General features: G+C 27.3%; 20 protein-coding genes. 19 read left to right on the forward strand and 1 reads right to left on the reverse strand.

What is annotated here, in order from left to right; genetic code table 11:
* The first annotated feature begins 38 nt into the window (after positions 1 to 38).
* The 8 genes from ABHC41_RS13475 (at position 39) to ABHC41_RS13510 (ending at position 7,623) form a co-directional block, all read left to right on the forward strand.
* Positions 39 to 1,430 carry a TldD/PmbA family protein gene (locus ABHC41_RS13475; RefSeq protein WP_271893114.1) on the forward strand — a complete coding sequence of 464 codons (1,392 nt, stop codon included), beginning with the start codon at positions 39 to 41 and terminating at the stop codon, positions 1,428 to 1,430.
* A gap of 2 nt (positions 1,431 to 1,432) precedes the next feature.
* Positions 1,433 to 2,773: a TldD/PmbA family protein gene (locus ABHC41_RS13480; protein ID WP_166505510.1), complete on the forward strand. Its 1,341-nt coding sequence runs from the start codon at positions 1,433 to 1,435 to the stop codon at positions 2,771 to 2,773.
* Positions 2,774 to 3,087: 314 nt separating this feature from the next.
* Complete coding sequence (locus ABHC41_RS13485) at positions 3,088 to 3,471, forward strand: VOC family protein (RefSeq protein WP_092925587.1); 384 nt, start codon at positions 3,088 to 3,090, stop codon at positions 3,469 to 3,471.
* Between the two features lie 24 nt (positions 3,472 to 3,495).
* Positions 3,496 to 3,891 carry a YdeI/OmpD-associated family protein gene (locus ABHC41_RS13490; RefSeq protein WP_271893111.1) on the forward strand — a complete coding sequence of 132 codons (396 nt, stop codon included), beginning with the start codon at positions 3,496 to 3,498 and terminating at the stop codon, positions 3,889 to 3,891.
* A gap of 210 nt (positions 3,892 to 4,101) precedes the next feature.
* Positions 4,102 to 5,190: an SIR2 family protein gene (locus tag ABHC41_RS13495; RefSeq protein WP_166505508.1), complete on the forward strand. Its 1,089-nt coding sequence runs from the start codon at positions 4,102 to 4,104 to the stop codon at positions 5,188 to 5,190.
* Positions 5,191 to 5,238: 48 nt separating this feature from the next.
* Positions 5,239 to 5,727: a prolyl-tRNA synthetase associated domain-containing protein gene (locus tag ABHC41_RS13500; RefSeq protein ID WP_271893109.1), complete on the forward strand. Its 489-nt coding sequence runs from the start codon at positions 5,239 to 5,241 to the stop codon at positions 5,725 to 5,727.
* A 72-nt stretch (positions 5,728 to 5,799) separates the two neighbouring features.
* The gene (locus ABHC41_RS13505) at positions 5,800 to 6,492 is read left to right on the forward strand and encodes a DUF554 domain-containing protein (RefSeq protein ID WP_195237849.1); all 693 of its coding nucleotides are present in this window, start codon (positions 5,800 to 5,802) and stop codon (positions 6,490 to 6,492) included.
* A gap of 273 nt (positions 6,493 to 6,765) precedes the next feature.
* Complete coding sequence (locus ABHC41_RS13510; RefSeq protein WP_166505505.1) at positions 6,766 to 7,623, forward strand: kinase; 858 nt, start codon at positions 6,766 to 6,768, stop codon at positions 7,621 to 7,623.
* Positions 7,624 to 7,656: 33 nt separating this feature from the next.
* Here ABHC41_RS13510 and ABHC41_RS13515 read toward each other — a convergent pair whose 3' ends face one another.
* Complete coding sequence (locus tag ABHC41_RS13515) at positions 7,657 to 7,842, reverse strand: hypothetical protein (protein ID WP_092925597.1); 186 nt, start codon at positions 7,840 to 7,842, stop codon at positions 7,657 to 7,659.
* Positions 7,843 to 8,123: 281 nt separating this feature from the next.
* On the opposite strand from ABHC41_RS13515, the gene ABHC41_RS13520 reads away from it, so the two are divergent.
* From ABHC41_RS13520 to ABHC41_RS13570, 11 genes are all read left to right on the forward strand, one after another.
* Positions 8,124 to 8,771, forward strand: a complete 648-nt coding sequence (locus tag ABHC41_RS13520) for a hypothetical protein (protein ID WP_271893106.1) — start codon at positions 8,124 to 8,126, stop codon at positions 8,769 to 8,771.
* Positions 8,772 to 8,872: 101 nt separating this feature from the next.
* Positions 8,873 to 9,916, forward strand: a complete 1,044-nt coding sequence (locus tag ABHC41_RS13525; RefSeq protein ID WP_195237845.1) for an ABC transporter substrate-binding protein — start codon at positions 8,873 to 8,875, stop codon at positions 9,914 to 9,916.
* Positions 9,917 to 10,166: 250 nt separating this feature from the next.
* Positions 10,167 to 10,838 carry a DUF969 domain-containing protein gene (locus ABHC41_RS13530; RefSeq protein ID WP_092925603.1) on the forward strand — a complete coding sequence of 224 codons (672 nt, stop codon included), beginning with the start codon at positions 10,167 to 10,169 and terminating at the stop codon, positions 10,836 to 10,838.
* 17 nt (positions 10,839 to 10,855) lie between these two features.
* Positions 10,856 to 11,788 (forward strand): DUF979 domain-containing protein, encoded by a 933-nt coding sequence (locus tag ABHC41_RS13535; RefSeq protein ID WP_195237844.1) that lies wholly within the window; start codon positions 10,856 to 10,858, stop codon positions 11,786 to 11,788.
* Between the two features lie 41 nt (positions 11,789 to 11,829).
* Positions 11,830 to 12,471: a pyroglutamyl-peptidase I gene (pcp, locus tag ABHC41_RS13540; protein WP_092925607.1), complete on the forward strand. Its 642-nt coding sequence runs from the start codon at positions 11,830 to 11,832 to the stop codon at positions 12,469 to 12,471.
* On the forward strand, positions 12,465 to 12,887 hold the full coding sequence (locus ABHC41_RS13545) for a gamma-glutamylcyclotransferase family protein (RefSeq protein ID WP_092925609.1): 423 nt from the start codon (positions 12,465 to 12,467) through the stop codon (positions 12,885 to 12,887). The genes pcp and ABHC41_RS13545 overlap by 7 nt, the downstream gene beginning before the upstream one ends.
* A 263-nt stretch (positions 12,888 to 13,150) precedes the next feature.
* Entirely contained in the window at positions 13,151 to 14,329 is a 1,179-nt protein-coding gene (locus ABHC41_RS13550) for an MFS transporter (RefSeq protein WP_092925611.1), read from the forward strand.
* 178 nt (positions 14,330 to 14,507) lie between these two features.
* The gene (locus ABHC41_RS13555; protein ID WP_092925613.1) at positions 14,508 to 15,062 is read left to right on the forward strand and encodes a sigma-70 family RNA polymerase sigma factor; all 555 of its coding nucleotides are present in this window, start codon (positions 14,508 to 14,510) and stop codon (positions 15,060 to 15,062) included.
* On the forward strand, positions 15,063 to 16,130 hold the full coding sequence (locus tag ABHC41_RS13560; RefSeq protein WP_092925615.1) for a DUF4179 domain-containing protein: 1,068 nt from the start codon (positions 15,063 to 15,065) through the stop codon (positions 16,128 to 16,130).
* A 257-nt stretch (positions 16,131 to 16,387) separates the two neighbouring features.
* Positions 16,388 to 17,452 carry a rhodanese-like domain-containing protein gene (locus ABHC41_RS13565; protein WP_195237843.1) on the forward strand — a complete coding sequence of 355 codons (1,065 nt, stop codon included), beginning with the start codon at positions 16,388 to 16,390 and terminating at the stop codon, positions 17,450 to 17,452.
* 176 nt (positions 17,453 to 17,628) lie between these two features.
* On the forward strand, positions 17,629 to 17,952 hold the full coding sequence (locus ABHC41_RS13570) for a hypothetical protein (protein WP_166505500.1): 324 nt from the start codon (positions 17,629 to 17,631) through the stop codon (positions 17,950 to 17,952).
* Positions 17,953 to 18,009: the final 57 nt, after the last annotated feature.

The raw sequence follows: 18,009 nt of genomic DNA on the forward strand, positions 1-18,009 counted from the left end.
TATATAATATAAATATACGAGTAAATAGGAGGAAAATTATGTTATCTAAAGAAATAGCAACCAAAGTATTAGAAAAGTGCCTAATAACAGGTGCTGACTTTGCTGAAATATTTGAAGAAGACACTATAACTAACTCTATAGGTTTAATAGATGAAAAAATAGAAAATGCACTAGGGGGAAGAAGTTACGGTATAGGAATTAGAATATTTAAAGGATTAAAAAGTGTATATGCATACACTAATGACAATAGCCTAGACTCACTAATTGATACAGCTTATAAAGCAGCTTTAGCATTAGGTAGCTTAAAAGAAGATATAAGCATAACTTTAAATAATACTAAAGTTTTAACAGATATAAATCCTATAAAAATATATCCAAACACTGTAGGATACAACAAAAAAATAGACGTTATGAAAAGGGCATATAAAAGTGCAAAATCATACAATAGCTTAATATCTCAAGTAAGTGTTGGATACTTAGATAAAGACCAACAAGTATTAATAGCAAACACAGAAGGACTATATGTAGAAGATAGAAGAATAAGAACAAGACTATCTATAAACTCTGTAGCATCTAATGAAACTGAAAATCAAACAGGTTTTGAAGGACCTGGTGCTAGTATGGGATTTGAGTTATTTGAAAAAATAGACCCAGAATACTACGGAAAAGAAGCATCTCGTGTAGCAGTAACAATGCTAAATGCTAAAAATTGCCCAGCAGGTAAAATGACAGTAGCAATAGACAATGGTTTTGGTGGAGTAATATTTCATGAGGCATGTGGCCATTCACTAGAAGCTACTTCTGTTGCTAAAGGAAACTCTGTATTTTCAGATAAGTTAGGTCAGCAAATAGCATCAACTAAGGTAACTGCAATAGATGATGGAACATTAACTAATCACTGGGGTTCAGCAAATATTGATGATGAAGGAAATCCTACTAAAAAGAATGTATTAATAGAAAATGGAATACTAAAGTCATATATGATAGATAAATTAAATGGTAGAAGAATGAATATGAAAGCTACTGGAAGTAGTAGACGTCAAAGCTATAAATTTGCACCGACTTCAAGAATGACTAATACTTATATAGCTAATGGTACTGATGATCCTAAAGATATAATAAAGTCTATAGACAATGGATTATATGCAAAAAAAATGGGTGGAGGATCAGTAAACCCTGTTACTGGTGAATTTAACTTTGCAGTATCAGAAGGTTATTTAGTTAAAAATGGTGAAATAGTAGAACCTGTAAGAGGTGCTAGTTTAATAGGAAAAGGTAGCGAGGTTTTAATGAATATAGATATGGTTGGAAACAATCTAAAACAAGCACAAGGTATGTGTGGTTCATCTTCTGGAAGTATACCAACTAACGTAGGTCAACCAATGATAAGAGTAAAAGAAATAACAGTTGGTGGAAGAGAGGAGAATTAGTCATGGAATTTAATGCTTTTAGAAAAATGTTGCTTAAAAAAGGATTAGAAGCTGGATTTAGTGAATGCGAAATATACTACACTCAAGGAGAAAGCTTAAGTATAAGTGTTTATGAAGGTGAAGTTGAAAAGTACAACTTAGAAAAATCTAAGGGGCTTTCTTTTAGAGGATTAATAAATGGTAAAATGGGATATTCTTTTACTGAAATACTAGATTTTGATGCCTTAAATATGCTTATAAAAAATGCTAAGGAAAGTGCTTTAAATGTAGAAAGTGATGATGTTCAATTTATATATAAAGGTGATAAGAATTATAGCGAAGTTAAAACTTACAGTGAAGACTTAGAAAACATAGACCCAGCTAAAATGATAGATTTAGTACTTAATATAGAAAAAGAAGCTAAGTCTTACGATAAGGTCGCTAATATAAATGGTTGTAAAATATCATATAGTTCATCTAGTCATAGCATATATAACACTAATGGATTAGAGCTTAATAATAAAAGTAATATATTAATGGCTTATGTTGTACCTGTTGTTGAAGATAATGGTCAAAAACAAGATGGTATAGGATATTCTATAGTTAATTCTATAGATAAATTAAATCCAAAAGAAATAGCTAAAGATGGTATTAAAGAAGCTATAAGTAAATTAAATGGAAGTAGTATAGAATCTAAAAAATATAAAACTATACTATATAAAGATGCTATGGCATCACTTCTTGAAACTTTCTCAAATACATTTAGTGCAGATGCTGCACAAAGGGGATTATCTCTTCTTAAGGAAAAAGAAGGTGAGATTATAGGAAGTGAAGTTTTAACTATAGTTGATAACCCACTTTTAGATAATGGATTAGGGTCAACTCCTTTTGATGATGAAGGTGTGGCAACTTATAAAAAAGAATTAGTATCTAGTGGTAGATTAAATACATTACTTCACAACTTAAAAACTGCAAATAAAGCAAATACTAAGAGTACTGGTAATGGATTTAAAGCATCATTTGCATCAAATATAGGTGTTGAGTGTAGTAACTTATATATTGAAGCTGGAGATAAAGATTTAGATGAACTTATGAAGATAGTTGATGAGGGAATAATGATAACTGATTTAGCAGGGCTTCACTCTGGAGCTAACTCAATAAGTGGAGATTTTTCATTAGCTGCTAAAGGATTTTATATAAAAGATGGAGTTAAGACTCATCCTATAGAACAAATAACTGTTGCAGGAAATTACTTTGAATTATTAAAAGATATAGAAGTAGTTGGAAGTGATTTAAAATTCCCTATGAGTAATGTTGGTTCTCCTTCTGTTATAGTTAAGGAGCTATCAATAGCTGGTAAATAAGTAATAAAATCTAATAATTTATATTAATACAAAAACAATCAGTAGAAGCTATCTTATTAAAACTAAAATAAATAAGATAAAAACTTAGGCTATGGAGCAATCTCCATAGCCTATATTTATTTATGATATAAAAATATGTAAGTTAATGATAAAAATTTAGCATAATTTTTATTAATAATAAGATATACATTTTGTTTTTTGGGGTATATAATCTTAAAAAGAATATGTTTATAATATTATCTCAAATTAATTTATAGAACTTGAAATAAAAAATTAAATATGTAGTTTTTTACAACAATTTAGGAGGAAATTATATGATAGACAAAATAGGAAAAATAACTATATATGTTAACAATCAAGAAGAGGCTAAAGAGTTTTGGATCAACAAAATGAACTTTATAGTTAAATTAGAAAAGCAAATGGGACCTTCTATGAAATGGCTAGAAGTTGGACCAAGTAAAGAAGAATTTACTACATTTGTTATATATGATAAAAATATGATGTTATCTCAAAATCCAAAAGCAAATGTTAATCATCCTAATATAATTTTAAGTACTAGGGACATAGAAAATACTTACAATAAAATGAAATCAAATGAAGTTGAAGTAGGAGAATTAATGATAATGCCTTATGGAAAAATATTCTCATTCAAAGACCAAGATGGTAATGATTATCTAGTTAGAGAAGATATATACTAAAGATTTGTGCCTAGAGAGGAAAATATGATCTATGAGTTTGAAGCAATAATACAGAAAGTACCAGATAAAGATGCTACATTCATTGAAATACCATTTGATGTTGAAACAGAATTTAATGCAAAAAGGATAAAAGTAAAAGCTAAATTTGATGGAGTCAAATATAGAGGATCTATAGTAAATATGGGCCTAGGATGTTATATAATAGGGATAACTAAAGCCATAAGAAAAGAAATAGGTAAAGAAGCTTTAGATAAAGTATTTGTTGAAATTGAAAAAGATGAAGAGGAAAGGGTAATTGAATTACCAGGTGATTTTAAAAATGCTATTAACGAAAATGAAGAAGCTATGAAATTTTATGAAAGTCTACCTTACTCTTCAAAGAAAAAATACTATCAATGGATAACAGGTGCCAAAAAATAAGAAACTAGAAAAAAAAGAATAGCAGAAGCAGTTTTAAAATTAAAATCAAACACTAAATTATAAATAGTAAACTTATAACCACCTTAATGGTGGTTTTTTTACATAGTTTACTAAACATAGATCATTTATTAAGAAAATTTATGATAAATTATAAATTTTAAAAAATTTAATATAATAAATAAAGACTTTAAATTAGTAATGGAGGGCAAAATGAACATAAGTATATTCCTTGGAGCAGGAGCATCTGCTGCTGAAAATTTACCAATACAAAGTGACCTTTTTGTAGATTACTTTAAAAGTTTAAAAGATAATGATTTTGAAAGTGACATGAATAAAGAACTATATAAATTCTTTAAACAAATGTTTGATATAGATATAACAAAAGATAATATAGATAAAGTAAACTTTCCAACCTTTGAAGAAGTATTAGGACTTCTTGATTTGGCAGAAAAAAGAGGAGAAGCTTTTAAAAACTTTGGGATGGAAAATTTAAGTAACAAAAGTGATAGCATAAGATTTTTAAGACAATATTTAATTTTATTAATGGCAAAGGCAATACATGAAAGTGAAAATAGAAATAACAAATACCATAAGCTATTAGTAGATAATTTATCTAAAGCAAACTTAATAGAAAAGACAACATTTATAAGTGCAAACTATGATATACATGTAGATAATACCATAGCATCCTTATATAGTGAAGAAAAAAATCATATAATGCTAGATTATGGAGTTGATTTTACTAACTTTTATGTAAAAGATGGCTGGAGAAAACCATTTGGAAAAACTATAAAGCTATATAAAATACATGGATCATTAAATTGGCTATACTGCCCTATATGTAACAGCCTAACATTAACTCCTTATGAAGGAGGGGTTATGAGATTATTATATAATATAGAAGATGCTAAATGTTTAGAGTGTGGTGAAACTACTATACCTATAATAATACCACCTACATACTTTAAAGATATGTCAAATGTTTATATATCTAATGTTTGGAGAGAAGTAGAAAAGAATTTACGAAACGCAGATATACTTGTATTTTGTGGATATTCTTTCCCTGATTCTGATATACATATAAAGTATATGTTAAAAAGAGTTCAAGGTAGTAGAAGAAAACCTCCTTTAAAGATTATGGTATTTAATAATCATGAAGGAAAAAAAGATTACTCTATGAGAAAGGAAGAAGAAAGATATAAAAGATTTTTAGGAAAAGATGTGATATATACAGAAGGCTCTTTTCAAGATTTTTCTAGAAATCCATTAAAGTACTTACAAGAAATTACTAATATTTAGTATAATTAAATATAAATATATAATCACAAAAGATATAAGGAGAAATATATGAACATAGAGACTAAAGTATATCAAATATTAGATGATTTAAATGTTGAGTATGAAGTATTTGAACATGAACCAATATACACAGCAGAGCAGTTAGAGATTATAAAGGATGTAGCTAAGGGAAATCATTGTAAAAATTTATTTTTAAAAAATTCTAAAGGAGATAGATATTATCTAGTAGTAGTTAGAGATGATAAAAAAGCAGACTTAAAGATATTAAAAGAACAATTAGGAAGTACTAGATTATCTTTTGCATCAGCAGAAAGGCTATATGACACATTAAAACTTACACCAGGTAGTGTTAATCCATTTTCTATAATAAATGATGAAGAGAAAAAAGTAACCTTATGTATAGATAAAGATGTATTAGATGGACAAAATTTAAACTTTCATCCTAATATAAATACAAAGATGGTTAATTTATCCTCAGAAGGTCTGAAAAAGTTTGTACATAGTATGGGATATGATTTAATACCTGTAGAAGTTTAAACTATATAAAATGGAGGTAAATAATATTATTTAAGGGATAAATTTTAGGATTAAAATATTGGGGGGGATATTATGATAGGAACTATTGTAAATAGTATATCTATTGTTTTAGGTTGTATAATAGGAATTATTGTCAAGGGAAGACTAAGTGAAAAAATAAGTACAACTGTAATGAATGGTTTAGCACTTTGTGTTATATATATAGGAATAGAGGGAGCATTTAAAGGAGAAAATACACTTTTGACTATAGTTTGTATAGCTTTAGGGGCTTTATTAGGGGAAATTATAGATATAGACAAATGGCTAAATAAATTAGGGGATTATTTAGAAGTAAAGTTTAATAAAGATAAAGAAAAAGAAGCTGTATCTATATCTGAAGGATTTGTGTCTGCTAGTTTATTGTTTTGTGTTGGAGCTATGGCTATAGTTGGCAGTCTTCAAAGTGGGCTAAGTGTAAATCATGAAACATTATTTGCTAAGTCTATATTGGATGGTGTTAGTGCTATTATATTTACATCAACTCTTGGTATAGGTGTTTTATTTTCAGCAGTATCTGTATTTTTATATCAAGGTATTATAACAATACTTTCATCTAGTTTGTCGGGAATACTTTCAACCCCTGTTATAAATTCTATGACTGCCATAGGTAGTTTACTTATAATAGGTCTTGGACTTAATATGTTAAAGGTTACTAATATAAAGGTAGCTAATTTACTTATAGCAGTATTTTTACCTATTTTAGCAGGGATGATTAATATTATATAAATAGTATTAAGTAAAAAGAGTGAATTATCTAAGATATAAGGTAATTCATTTTTTTGTTTTTGAAAAATATTATTAATGGTTTTAATAAAAAATCGAATTTTGTATATAATGCTATCAAAATTTTACCAAAGACCTCTTATTAATATAAAATAACACCATATATTTAAATAGAAAAAATAAAACGTTAGACAAATTACGTATTTAAAAGGAAAATAAATTTTAAAATCAAATATTAGAAGTATAGAAGGTTTTATATTGATAGGAGGAAATTAAATGGTTACATTTGATATAAATGGGGCAGTTGTAGAGTTTGATGAAAAAATGGATAATTACAATAAGATAAGACGATTATTTAAGCTATATGCTATAGAAGTTAGTGAAAGTTTTTATAATGAAGGAATTAAACATATTCAAAATATAAATAATCTTCAAGGGTACTGCAAAAATGATGGTTTTAAACATATAGAAGAAGGTCTAAAAAAGGCTATAGAAACTATAATAAGCTTTGATGTAATAACAATAGACATAGATGTATTTAAAAAAAGTTATTGTGAAAAATACTTAAACTATGAAAGAATGTGCAATAATTTATTTAAAGGTAAAGGTAAGAGAAACAACTTTAAAAATAATGAAGCTAAATCAACACTAGAATCATTATCTCATCATTTATATAATGATTGCTTTAACATACATATGGCAGTTGTAGATGCACTTGTAGAAAATAAAGTAGATAATATTGGCTTTTTTATAGATGAAGAAAGCAAGCAAAAATCTAATGCACTATTTAATAATTACAAAGATGGATTTATAACTAGATTAGATGAAGCTCAAATAGTTAAACAAATAATACATTTAAATCCATATAGAGAAGAGGTATATAAGTTTTTAATAAAAGAAGATGGAGATTTTAATAAAGAAATAGAACGATTAACAATTTACTTAGGGTATGACATAAGTGATTATAAAGATTATTTAATGGATAATTATGTTAAAAAGTTATTAAAAGAACATTCTTATAATCTTGAAATAGATAAGGAAAAAATAGAAAAATATGCAAAGTATGTAGGTTGTACTAATTCATCTATATATACAGCTAGGATAGATGCTATATATACTTTTGAAAATGCATAAGAAAAGGGCTAGGTAATCCTAGTCCTTTTTATATCAATAATACAAGATATCATCTTTTTCAAATCCATAATTTGTGTTAGGAATACTATTTGTATAGTAGTCATATTCTTCAAAGTATTCATCATCATATGATAAAACATCATTATCATAAGTAAACTCATTGAAGTTTAGTAGGTTTAATACACTACTTTTTTTAGATGATTTAAAAGATAATCTCATAATAAGCACCTCGTAATTCAAAGTTAGATATTAACACATCCAACTTATTATATTCTTATAATTAGTATTAATACATATATAGATAAATATTCATATAAAAAAATTTTAAAATGGATATAAATTATTTTACAACACACCTTCTAAATTAATTTAAATTTTAAGAACAATAATATCTTATTTAAAAATATAAGCACATAATTACAAAATAATAAAAATATACTTTATACTGAAAGAATTTAAAGTTAATAATCATAAATAATCTATATTAAAGGGAGTATTTTATGAATAATGATAAAGCTATGCATATAAAAGAACATAATAAATTAAAAATATACAACCAACATATAAAGTCCTTTATGTATTGTACTAACAATATATATATATATTCTGTGAGTGAAGATGTTAATTTAGCTAATAAAATATATAAATATATTGATAAAAGTACTAAGAAAATAAAGCTAAACCATAGAATAAACATAAGTATAAGTGAATCTTGTAGTGATAATTTTGATATTAATGAATATGACTTAGCTATATTAATAAAGAAAGGTGTAAGTATGCATAAAGGTATGTGCTTTTACTGCAAAACTTGTCCATCTATAAGAAATTGCAAAAGTAGGGCAATGCAAAGAATTTGTAAGGATGTTTGTATAGATAAAGAAAAATGTATAGGATGTGGAGAATGCATTAAAAGATGTTATTTTAAAATAATAGAAAGAGATAAACCAAATTATAGGATATATATAAAGAGCAAATTAATAGTTGAAGTAAGTACACAAAAGGAACTACTTGAAGTTATAGAAATTTTAGTAGATTTTTATAAAGATATTTATGATAAATATGAAAGTTTTACTCAGATGATTAATGGCATAGGAATTAATTATATTACAGATGCATTAAATAAAAAATTTATTGTAAATAAGTATTAAAAATAAATCCCTTAAGTGAGGTTGATTTATTAGAATGTAACAATTTTAATGAAGAAATAATATTATATATCAGTAGTTAAATCTCAACATGGGGGGATATTATGTTTAAAAAAGCTGTTACACTTATAAGTTCATTAGCAGTTGGTTTATTATGCATAACAGGTTGCAGCCAAGATGTTAGTGAAGGAGGAAAAACTGATGAGAAAAAGCTAGATAAAGTAACAATAGCTGAGGTTGCTCATTCAGTATTTTATGCACCTCAATATGCAGCTATAACTCAAGGATTCTTTGAAGAAGAAGGTATAGACATAGACCTTATAAATGCTCAAGGAGCAGATAAAACTATGGCAGCATTAATATCTGGAGAAGCACAAGTAGGTCTTATGGGACCTGAAGCATCTATTTATGTTTATAATCAAGGAGAAGAAAACTATGCAATAAATTTTGCACAACTTACTAAAAGAGATGGAAGTTTTATAATTGCTAGAGAAGAAATGCCAGATTTTAAATATGAAGATTTAAAAGGAAAAGAAATACTAGGTGGAAGAAAAGGTGGCGTACCTTTAATGACACTAGAATATGTATTAAAACAAAATGGACTTACAATAGGTGAAAATACAAAAGCTGGTGAAACAAATGTAAGAACAGATGTGCAGTTTGGAGTAATGACTGGAGCTTTTGCTGGTGGAGAAGCTGATTTTACAACTGCTTTTGAGCCAACAGGTACAGCTATGGAAAAAGAAGGCACTGGTTATATAGTAGCATCAGTAGGTCAAGATTCTGGTGAAATTCCATATACTGCATATTGTGCTACTAAGTCTTTTATGAGCGAAAATAAAGATTTAATACAAAGATTTACTAATGCAGTATATAAAGGACAATTATGGGTTCAAAGTGCATCATCAGAAGAGATTGCTAAATCTATGCAACCATTCTTTGATGATATGAGCTTAGATGATTTAATATCAGTTGCTGATAGATATAAAGAAATAGATGCATGGTGTCAAGAACCTACATTAAAAGAAGAAAGTTTAAATAAACTAATGGAAGTTATGACTGAAGCTGGTGAGTTAGATAAAAAACCTCTATATAGTGACATAGTAACTACTGACTTTGCAGATAAAGCTATAAAAAGTATTGATTAATTAAAATAATTAACATAAATAAAAAAAACCTATAAGTAAACATATTTAAATTTATGTTTATCGTTATAGGTTTTTTTATTTAAATATTTAAATAAAAAATATTTTCAAAATTAAAATATTAAAAATATAAATAAAAATATTGTAAGAAAATGTTTTATATTGTATAATTTAATAAAATTGAAAAATATGAAATTTATGAAAAAAATTAAATTTCTGAAAATTTAATTTAGATAATTAGGGAGGAATAAAAATGATAAAACTAATAGGTGTTTTGATAGTTGTAATTGGATTTTTATTCAAAATAGAAACACTATTTACCGTATTAGTAGCAGGAATTGTTACAGGACTAGTATCTGGGTTAGATATAAACCAAATACTAACTATATTAGGAGATTCCTTTGTAGCTAACAGAGCAGTATCACTGTTTATATTAACATTACCAGTAATAGGTATACTAGAAAGATACGGGCTAAAGCAAAGGGCTATATATCTAATAGAAAAGATTGGAAAGATTACAGCTGGAGGGGTACTAAGCATATATATGTTTGCAAGACAAATAGCAGGTGCTTTATCAATAAGAATGAGTGGTCATCCTCAATTTGTTAGACCTTTAGTAAACCCAATGGCTCAAGCTGCTGCTATAAACAAAAACAATAAAATAAATGAAGAAGATGAAGAGGCTATAAAAGCATTATCAGCTGCTTCGGAAAACTATGGTAACTTCTATGGACAAAACTTATTTGCAGGAAGTAGTGGAGTATTACTTATAGCGTCAACTTTATCAGAACAAGGGTTTAATGTTACAGAATTAGAAATAGTTAAAGCTAGTATAATAATGGCTGTAGTTGCATTTTTAGTATCTGCACTTCAAAACTACTTATTTGATAGAAAACTAAATAAAAAATACAGACAAAATAATTAAATAAGGAGGAAAATTAAGTGCAAAATTTTATAAATATATCTTTAGAAATTTTTTACGCCCTTATGGGGATTTTAATGATAGTTATAGCGATAAAATCGTATAAAACAATAGATAGCAATAAAAGATTTGGAACAGCTTTATTTTGGGTATTAATATCTATACCATTTATATTTGGGAAATTGATACCATCAAATGTAATAGGGCTAATATTAGTAGCTTCAAGTTTACTAACACTTACAAAGCAAGTTGTATTTGCTAAATATGAAACTCCAAGTGAAGAATTTGGACAAAAGCAGTCAGAAAAACTTGGTAATAAAATATTTATGCCATCATTAGTATTAGCACTTGTAGCAGTTTTAGTTGCAATGGCTTTAAAAGACTTTGGTAGTTCATCGCAATTTGCAATAGGAGCTGGTTCGGTAGTTGCATTAATAGCAGCATTTATATTAACAAAAGCAAAACCATCTACAACAGTAACAGATAGTGCAAGACTTTTACAACAGATGGGTCCTGCAAGTATGTTACCACAACTTTTAGTTGCATTAGGTGCATTATTTACTCAAGCTGGAGTAGGTGAAGTTATATCTAATATAATATCTGGAGTAGTTCCGGTAGATAATAGATTCCTAGGAGTAGTAGCATATGTACTAGGAATGGCAATATTCACTATGATAATGGGAAATGCATTTGCTGCATTTGCAGTTATAACAGCAGGTATAGGTGTTCCATTTGTATTAAGTCAAGGAGCAGATCCGGCTATAGTTGGTGCCCTTGCACTAACAGCAGGATATTGTGGTACACTGTTAACTCCAATGGCTGCAAACTTTAACATAGTACCAGCAGCATTACTTGATATGAAAAAGCAATATGATGTTATAAAGTATCAAGCACCAGTAGCTATAATATTATTAGTAATTCATATATTTGCAATGTACTTCTTAGCATTTTAATTTGAAGTAAAGAATTAATATAAAGATAGGAGACGGTGAGTATGAAAGTTTTATTAACAGGATTTGATCCATTTGGTGGAGAAAAAGTAAACCCAGCTGAGGAAGCTGTAAAAATGGTAAAAGAAAATATAAATGGAGCTACCGTTATAAAGTTAACGATACCAACAGTTAGACATAAATCAGTAAAAGCTATAGAGGAAGCTATAGAAAAACACAATCCAGACATAGTTATATCTATAGGACAAGCTGGAGGAAGATATGATATAACTCCTGAAAGAGTTGCTATAAATATGGATGATTTTAGAATAAAGGACAATGAAGGAAATCAACCAACAGATGAGATAATAGAAGAAGATGGACAAGCTGCATATTTTTCAAACTTGCCAATAAAAGCTATGGTTAAACATATGAATGAAAATAAAATACCTGCTACAGTATCAAATACAGCTGGTACATTTGTATGCAATCATGTAATGTATGGAATAATGTACATGATAGATAAGAAATATCCAAATATAAAAGGTGGGTTTATACATATACCATATATGACTTCTCAAGTTATAGACAAGAAAAATACTCCATATATGTCTTTAGAAGAAATAGTAAAGGGTCTAGAATTAGCAATAGAGGCATGTACATTATATGATAAAGATATAAAAGCTGTAGGTGGAGAAATATGTTAATAGATAAAATATTTGTATATGGTAGTTTAAGAAGTGATATGTTCAATTATGAAAAACTTCTAAAAGGTAAGGTATCAAAAACTTGTAAAGCAACAATAAATGGAAATTTATTTCATTTAGATAATAAGGGATATCCAGCTGTTGTACCAGGGGATGGTACTATTATAGGTGAGCTAATGGAGCTTAAAGACTTTGATAAAAGCCTAAAAGAATTAGATGATTTAGAAAACTATAGTGAAGATAATAATATAAATTGTGAGTATTTAAGGAAAGAAATAGAAGTTATTCTAAAAGATGGAATAAAAGAAATAGCATATTACTATGAATATAATACAAAAGCTTTAAATAATTCAGAAGATAAATTAATTGAGATACCTCATGGAGATTGGAAAGAATATATTATAAGTAAAATTTAATATAAAAGAGATGTATAAAAGAGCGCAGATGGTAATCTGTGCTTTTTTAATTATTAAGATATTGCACTTATTTAGAAATAGTAAAAGATCTATAGGTTAAAGTTATAGCAAAATATTTACTTAAGTAAAAATAATTTTTTGATAACGGAATATGTAGTTGACTATATAAATTACATTGATAAAGTGAAGTGAATTTTTTATGTTATATAAATATTTTTATGATATAATAATTAAGGTTTAAAATAAAAACTTAAGGAGTAAATATGGACAAGATAAAAATGAGAAAGATATTATTTATAAATTTTATAACCATGGCGACCTTTAATATGGCACATCCTGTAACACCATCTCTTATAAACGCACTAAGCCTACCTACATATATGTTTGGTGTACTATACTCAACTATGGCAGTATCTCATTTTGTAATGTCACCTATATGGGGAAGTTTGTCTGACCAAAGAGGAAGAAAGAGATTTTTAGTTATTGGGGTAATTGGTTATGGTATTAGCCAACTAGGATTTGGATTTATAGAAAGTACACCACTTATACTTATGTTTAGAATAACTGGTGGAGCTATGTCAGTAGCATTTATAACTACTTGTATAGCTTATGTTAGTGATATATCTTCGAAAGAAGAAAGAACAAAATATATGTCATATCATACAGCAACTACATCAATAGCAAGTTCTGTAGGAGCTCTTATGGGTGGATTTAGTGGAAATTTAGGTTATAAATTTGCATTTTTTACTCAGTTTATATTATGTTTATTAGTTGCAGGAGTTATATACTTTGTTTTAGATGAAACTATTGATAAAAAGCTTGGTAAAATAGAGATTTATACTAAACATCTTAAAAAAGGAAGTAAGTCAACTTCATTAAATCCTACTGTAAGTATTATGATGATAGTTATGACTTTAATAACTATAGCAACAACTTCATATAATTCGACTATAAACTATTATATAGAATCAGTGTTAAATATGCCAACTACAGTTAATGGTATTGTTATGGCATTTGCTGGGGTTGTAGCTTTAATTATGAACTTATGTATAAATCCATATCTAAGTAAAAAATATAATGAAAAATACACTTTAATAGTAGCTTGTATGATAGCTGGAATAAGTATGATATTAGCATCATTATTTAACAACATATTAATTAGCTTTATGTTTATAATGGTATTCGTTGGAAGTAGTGCTTTAGTTACTCCTATACAACAAAGTATAGTATCAAAACTTGCAAAAGAAAATTATGGTGAAATAATGGGTATACAAGGATCATACAAAGCTATTGGTATGATTGTAGGATCTTTAGCATCTGGATTTATATTTGATATAGGTAATAAATTACCATTTATATTAAGTGGGATATGCTGTATGATAGTATGCTTACTTGTGCCAAGAGTGTGTTTAGAAGAAAAAACTGAAAAAGTTATTGCATAGATTAAAATTGCTAAATAAAATAACTTATATAAAATGCTAAATATTAATAAAAGCCATGAGTATGGAAGTCTATTCTATACACATGGCTTTTATTAATTAAAAAATAATTTAATTTAAGTGAAACTTATTATATATCTATTGCGTCTAATGAATGTAATACAAACAAAAGGAGAGGGATATGGGACAATTATTAATGTTAAGAAGGAGTAAAAATAAAGTTAGTGATGAGGATATAATAAAAAAAGCTATAAAGGGAGACAAAGATTCAATTAATGCAATTATAAATGAAAACAAAGAATACTTATATAAAACAGCTTTTTTGTATATAAAAGATGAAGAAGAGGCAGTAGAAGTATGCCAAGAAACAGTATATAAAGCAATTATAAATATACATAAATTAAAAAATCCAAAATACTTTAAAACTTGGATTACAAGAATACTTATCAATAATGTAAATGATAGAAATAGAAGTCAAAGTAAGGTTATATATGACATAAAAGCATTAGAAGAAGTTGAGGATATATCATATGAGAAATTGGAAGAGAAAATAGATTTATATAATGCTATAGATATATTAGAAGAAAAATTTAAAACTCCTATAATACTTCAATACTTTCAAGATATGACTATAAAGGAAATAGCAGACGTACTTGAATGCAATGAAAATACTATTAAAACTTACATAAAAAGAGGAAAAAAGAAATTATATAAGATATTAATGGAGGGGAAATAAATGAGCAAATTAGATAATATAAAGATACCAGATAACTTTGATTCTTCTATAGAGGTTGTTATAAATAAGGCTTTAAAGGATAAACAAAAAATAAAATTAAAAAAGAAAAAGCTTATAATAGCTGGATCAAGCATCATTCTTTTAGGAACTATGGCATTAAATAGTAAAACTACATGGGCTTATATAGAGAATATAACAAAACAAATAGAAGTTTTACTAGGAAGAGAAGAAAATGAATTTGATAAGTACAAGTTTGAAGGGAATCAAACTATTGAATCTAATGGGCTAAAAATTAGTCTAGGTGAAGTTATGTTAGATGATAGACAGCTAATAATTAGTATGAGTGTTGATTATTCCAATTTTAATGATAATTTAAATATAGAAACTTTATCACCATTATATCCAACAATTATTATTGATGACCTTGTATTTGAGGGACAGAGTAATTCTTGTGAAGTTGAAAAAGTAATAGGAGAAAAAAAAGGGAATATATTGTTTAAAACTAGTTTACTATCAATAGATACTGATGGAGATGGTGCATCTGACACTCCTTATGAAATATTAGATAAGATAGAAGGAAACAAAGATTATGACTTAAAGATTATTTTTAATGAAATGCATAACTATAGAAATGAAGAATTTGAAGCTATTAGGGGCAATTGGGAATTTAATACTATAATAAATGCATCAAATATATTAAATGATACTAAAGTACATAAAATAAATAAAACTTTTAAAATAGATGAAAATGTATATAAAGGAAATTTCACTATAGAGGAAATTAGGGTATCTCCTGTATCTGTTAAGATTAAATATAATTATGACTTATACACAGAACTTAGTGTTAATAAAAGAAGAGAACCAGTATTAATCGCAAAGGACGAAAATAATAATGAATTAATACATGGACCTGGAACTGGAGGAGAGTTAATTGATGGTAATTTATATATAGGTGATGAATTTGAACTAAAAGGAAATGAAAAAAAGATTAGTGTAATACCTTGTATATATATTGATGATAATCCTAAGATATTTAAAGATGCTATTGTTTATATAGATATAAATTAGAGAATTTAAATGTTGTATATTAACGTATAGAAAAAATAAATAATACCAATATTAAGTATTTAAATTTTGTATAAATATTGGAGATTTATATGAATTATGATAAAATTATCGAGGTCAAATTTCAGTAAATTCAAATCTTTTAGATTTGTTTTTAAGGTATCAATTTTTATATGGGTTTAAATAATTGAGGGTGATATTAAGGTTAGCTATAAATACTCTCATTTTAAGAAAATGATAAAAAGTAACGGAGGACAATTATGAAAAGAAAATTAATTAGTGCACTAGTTGGTATCACAATGGTAGCCACAATGGCGGTAGGATGTAGTAGTCCTTCAAATGATTCTCAAAAAACAACAGAAACGAAATTAAATATAAAGGCAGAAAAGGTAGATACACAAAAAGTCTTTGTATCACCTAAGTGGGTACAAAGTGTAATAGATGGAAATCAACCAGAGTCTAAAAATTATACTATATTAGAAGTTTCGTGGGGAACTTATAAAGACAGTCCAACTTATACAAAAGGACATCTTCCAGGAGCTTTACATGTGGATACTTCAAGTGTTGAATCAGAACCGATTTGGAATATATCAGATCCTAAGGTAGTTGAAAAAGGTATGTTAGATTTAGGAGTTACAAAAGATAAAACTGTTATTTTATATGGAACAGATATTTCAGCAGTAAGTAGAGTAGCATATGCATATCTTTGGGCAGGTGTTGATAATGTAAAAGTTCTAGATGGTGGACTTGATGCATGGAAAAAAGCAGGGTATCAAATAGAAACTAAAGTAGAAAAAGCAACACCAGCAAAAGACTTTGGAACAACTGTTCCAGCACATCCAGAATATTGGATGTCTATAGAACAAGTTCAAGATAAATTAAAAAATGACCAAAACTTCCGTCTAGTAAGTATAAGAAGTAAAGATGAATTTGATGGTAAAACAAGTGGATACACTTATATTGATAGAGCTGGTGAGCCTAAAGGCGCAGTTTGGGGACATGCAGGAAGCAATCCATACAATATGGAAGATTATACACATAAAGATGGAACTGTTATAACTGCTGAAGAAATGGAAAAATTATGGTCAGATTCTGATATAAATAAAAATAATGAACTTTCATTTTACTGTGGAACAGGTTGGAGAGCATCAGTTCCTTGGTTAATTGCTTATGATGCAGGATGGGATAAGATGACTGTTTATGATGGTGGATGGAATGAATGGCAAATGCATAATAATCTTCCTGTACAAGTAGGAGATCCAAATAGTGGTAATTGTGAATATACTACAGTGGGTAAACTACCAACAAACAAAGCTGCAAAATAAATAATTTAAAATAATCACTAAACTAATTGTAGTGATTATTTTAAATTTCAGATAATGAGGTTGATATTTATATGGAAAAAATAAAAAAGATTTTTTATGTACTGACTACAATACTAGAAATTCTGCTCTTAGTCGGAGCGTATATGGTGAACTATTTTACACACAAAAAGATGGGAATGTTACGACATGTCGTACATAAAAATTATGTTTGGGAAGATAAATATCCTATTCAAACTATACAATATATTGCCATAATAGCATTGATAACATTAATGCTATTAGTATTAATACTATACATGAAAAGAAAAGTAAGGTTAAAAAAAATAGTAACTACTATGAGTATTACTATGGTTATACTTGTACTTTTCTTTATAGGATTTATATTGATATATTCAGCAGAAGAAATAAGAGCATTTTATTATATAAGCGTTATGCTTGGGTTAATGACATTAATACAGATTATTAAGACTTTTATAGGAGTTATTTGGTATAAGAATTAAAAATAAATGGTATGCTAAGTATCTTTATAAGAATTAAAAATAATTATATTCTATATA

It is taken from the genome of Romboutsia sp. 1001216sp1, from assembly GCF_039841805.1.
Taxonomy (GTDB): domain Bacteria; phylum Bacillota; class Clostridia; order Peptostreptococcales; family Peptostreptococcaceae; genus Romboutsia_C; species Romboutsia_C hominis.

What these genes read in the sequence shown, in the direction of transcription:
- ABHC41_RS13475 (WP_271893114.1), top strand. Translation starts at nt 39, where the DNA reads ATGTTATCTAAAGAAATAGCAACCAAAGTATTAGAAAAGTGCCTAATA.
- ABHC41_RS13480 (WP_166505510.1), top strand. Translation starts at nt 1,433, where the DNA reads ATGGAATTTAATGCTTTTAGAAAAATGTTGCTTAAAAAAGGATTAGAA.
- ABHC41_RS13485 (WP_092925587.1), top strand. Translation starts at nt 3,088, where the DNA reads ATGATAGACAAAATAGGAAAAATAACTATATATGTTAACAATCAAGAA.
- ABHC41_RS13490 (WP_271893111.1), top strand. Translation starts at nt 3,496, where the DNA reads ATGATCTATGAGTTTGAAGCAATAATACAGAAAGTACCAGATAAAGAT.
- ABHC41_RS13495 (WP_166505508.1), top strand. Translation starts at nt 4,102, where the DNA reads ATGAACATAAGTATATTCCTTGGAGCAGGAGCATCTGCTGCTGAAAAT.
- ABHC41_RS13500 (WP_271893109.1), top strand. Translation starts at nt 5,239, where the DNA reads ATGAACATAGAGACTAAAGTATATCAAATATTAGATGATTTAAATGTT.
- ABHC41_RS13505 (WP_195237849.1), top strand. Translation starts at nt 5,800, where the DNA reads ATGATAGGAACTATTGTAAATAGTATATCTATTGTTTTAGGTTGTATA.
- ABHC41_RS13510 (WP_166505505.1), top strand. Translation starts at nt 6,766, where the DNA reads ATGGTTACATTTGATATAAATGGGGCAGTTGTAGAGTTTGATGAAAAA.
- ABHC41_RS13515 (WP_092925597.1), bottom strand. Translation starts at nt 7,842, where the DNA reads ATGAGATTATCTTTTAAATCATCTAAAAAAAGTAGTGTATTAAACCTA.
- ABHC41_RS13520 (WP_271893106.1), top strand. Translation starts at nt 8,124, where the DNA reads ATGAATAATGATAAAGCTATGCATATAAAAGAACATAATAAATTAAAA.
- ABHC41_RS13525 (WP_195237845.1), top strand. Translation starts at nt 8,873, where the DNA reads ATGTTTAAAAAAGCTGTTACACTTATAAGTTCATTAGCAGTTGGTTTA.
- ABHC41_RS13530 (WP_092925603.1), top strand. Translation starts at nt 10,167, where the DNA reads ATGATAAAACTAATAGGTGTTTTGATAGTTGTAATTGGATTTTTATTC.
- pcp (WP_092925607.1), top strand. Translation starts at nt 11,830, where the DNA reads ATGAAAGTTTTATTAACAGGATTTGATCCATTTGGTGGAGAAAAAGTA.
- ABHC41_RS13545 (WP_092925609.1), top strand. Translation starts at nt 12,465, where the DNA reads ATGTTAATAGATAAAATATTTGTATATGGTAGTTTAAGAAGTGATATG.
- ABHC41_RS13550 (WP_092925611.1), top strand. Translation starts at nt 13,151, where the DNA reads ATGGACAAGATAAAAATGAGAAAGATATTATTTATAAATTTTATAACC.
- ABHC41_RS13555 (WP_092925613.1), top strand. Translation starts at nt 14,508, where the DNA reads ATGGGACAATTATTAATGTTAAGAAGGAGTAAAAATAAAGTTAGTGAT.
- ABHC41_RS13560 (WP_092925615.1), top strand. Translation starts at nt 15,063, where the DNA reads ATGAGCAAATTAGATAATATAAAGATACCAGATAACTTTGATTCTTCT.
- ABHC41_RS13565 (WP_195237843.1), top strand. Translation starts at nt 16,388, where the DNA reads ATGAAAAGAAAATTAATTAGTGCACTAGTTGGTATCACAATGGTAGCC.
- ABHC41_RS13570 (WP_166505500.1), top strand. Translation starts at nt 17,629, where the DNA reads ATGTTACGACATGTCGTACATAAAAATTATGTTTGGGAAGATAAATAT.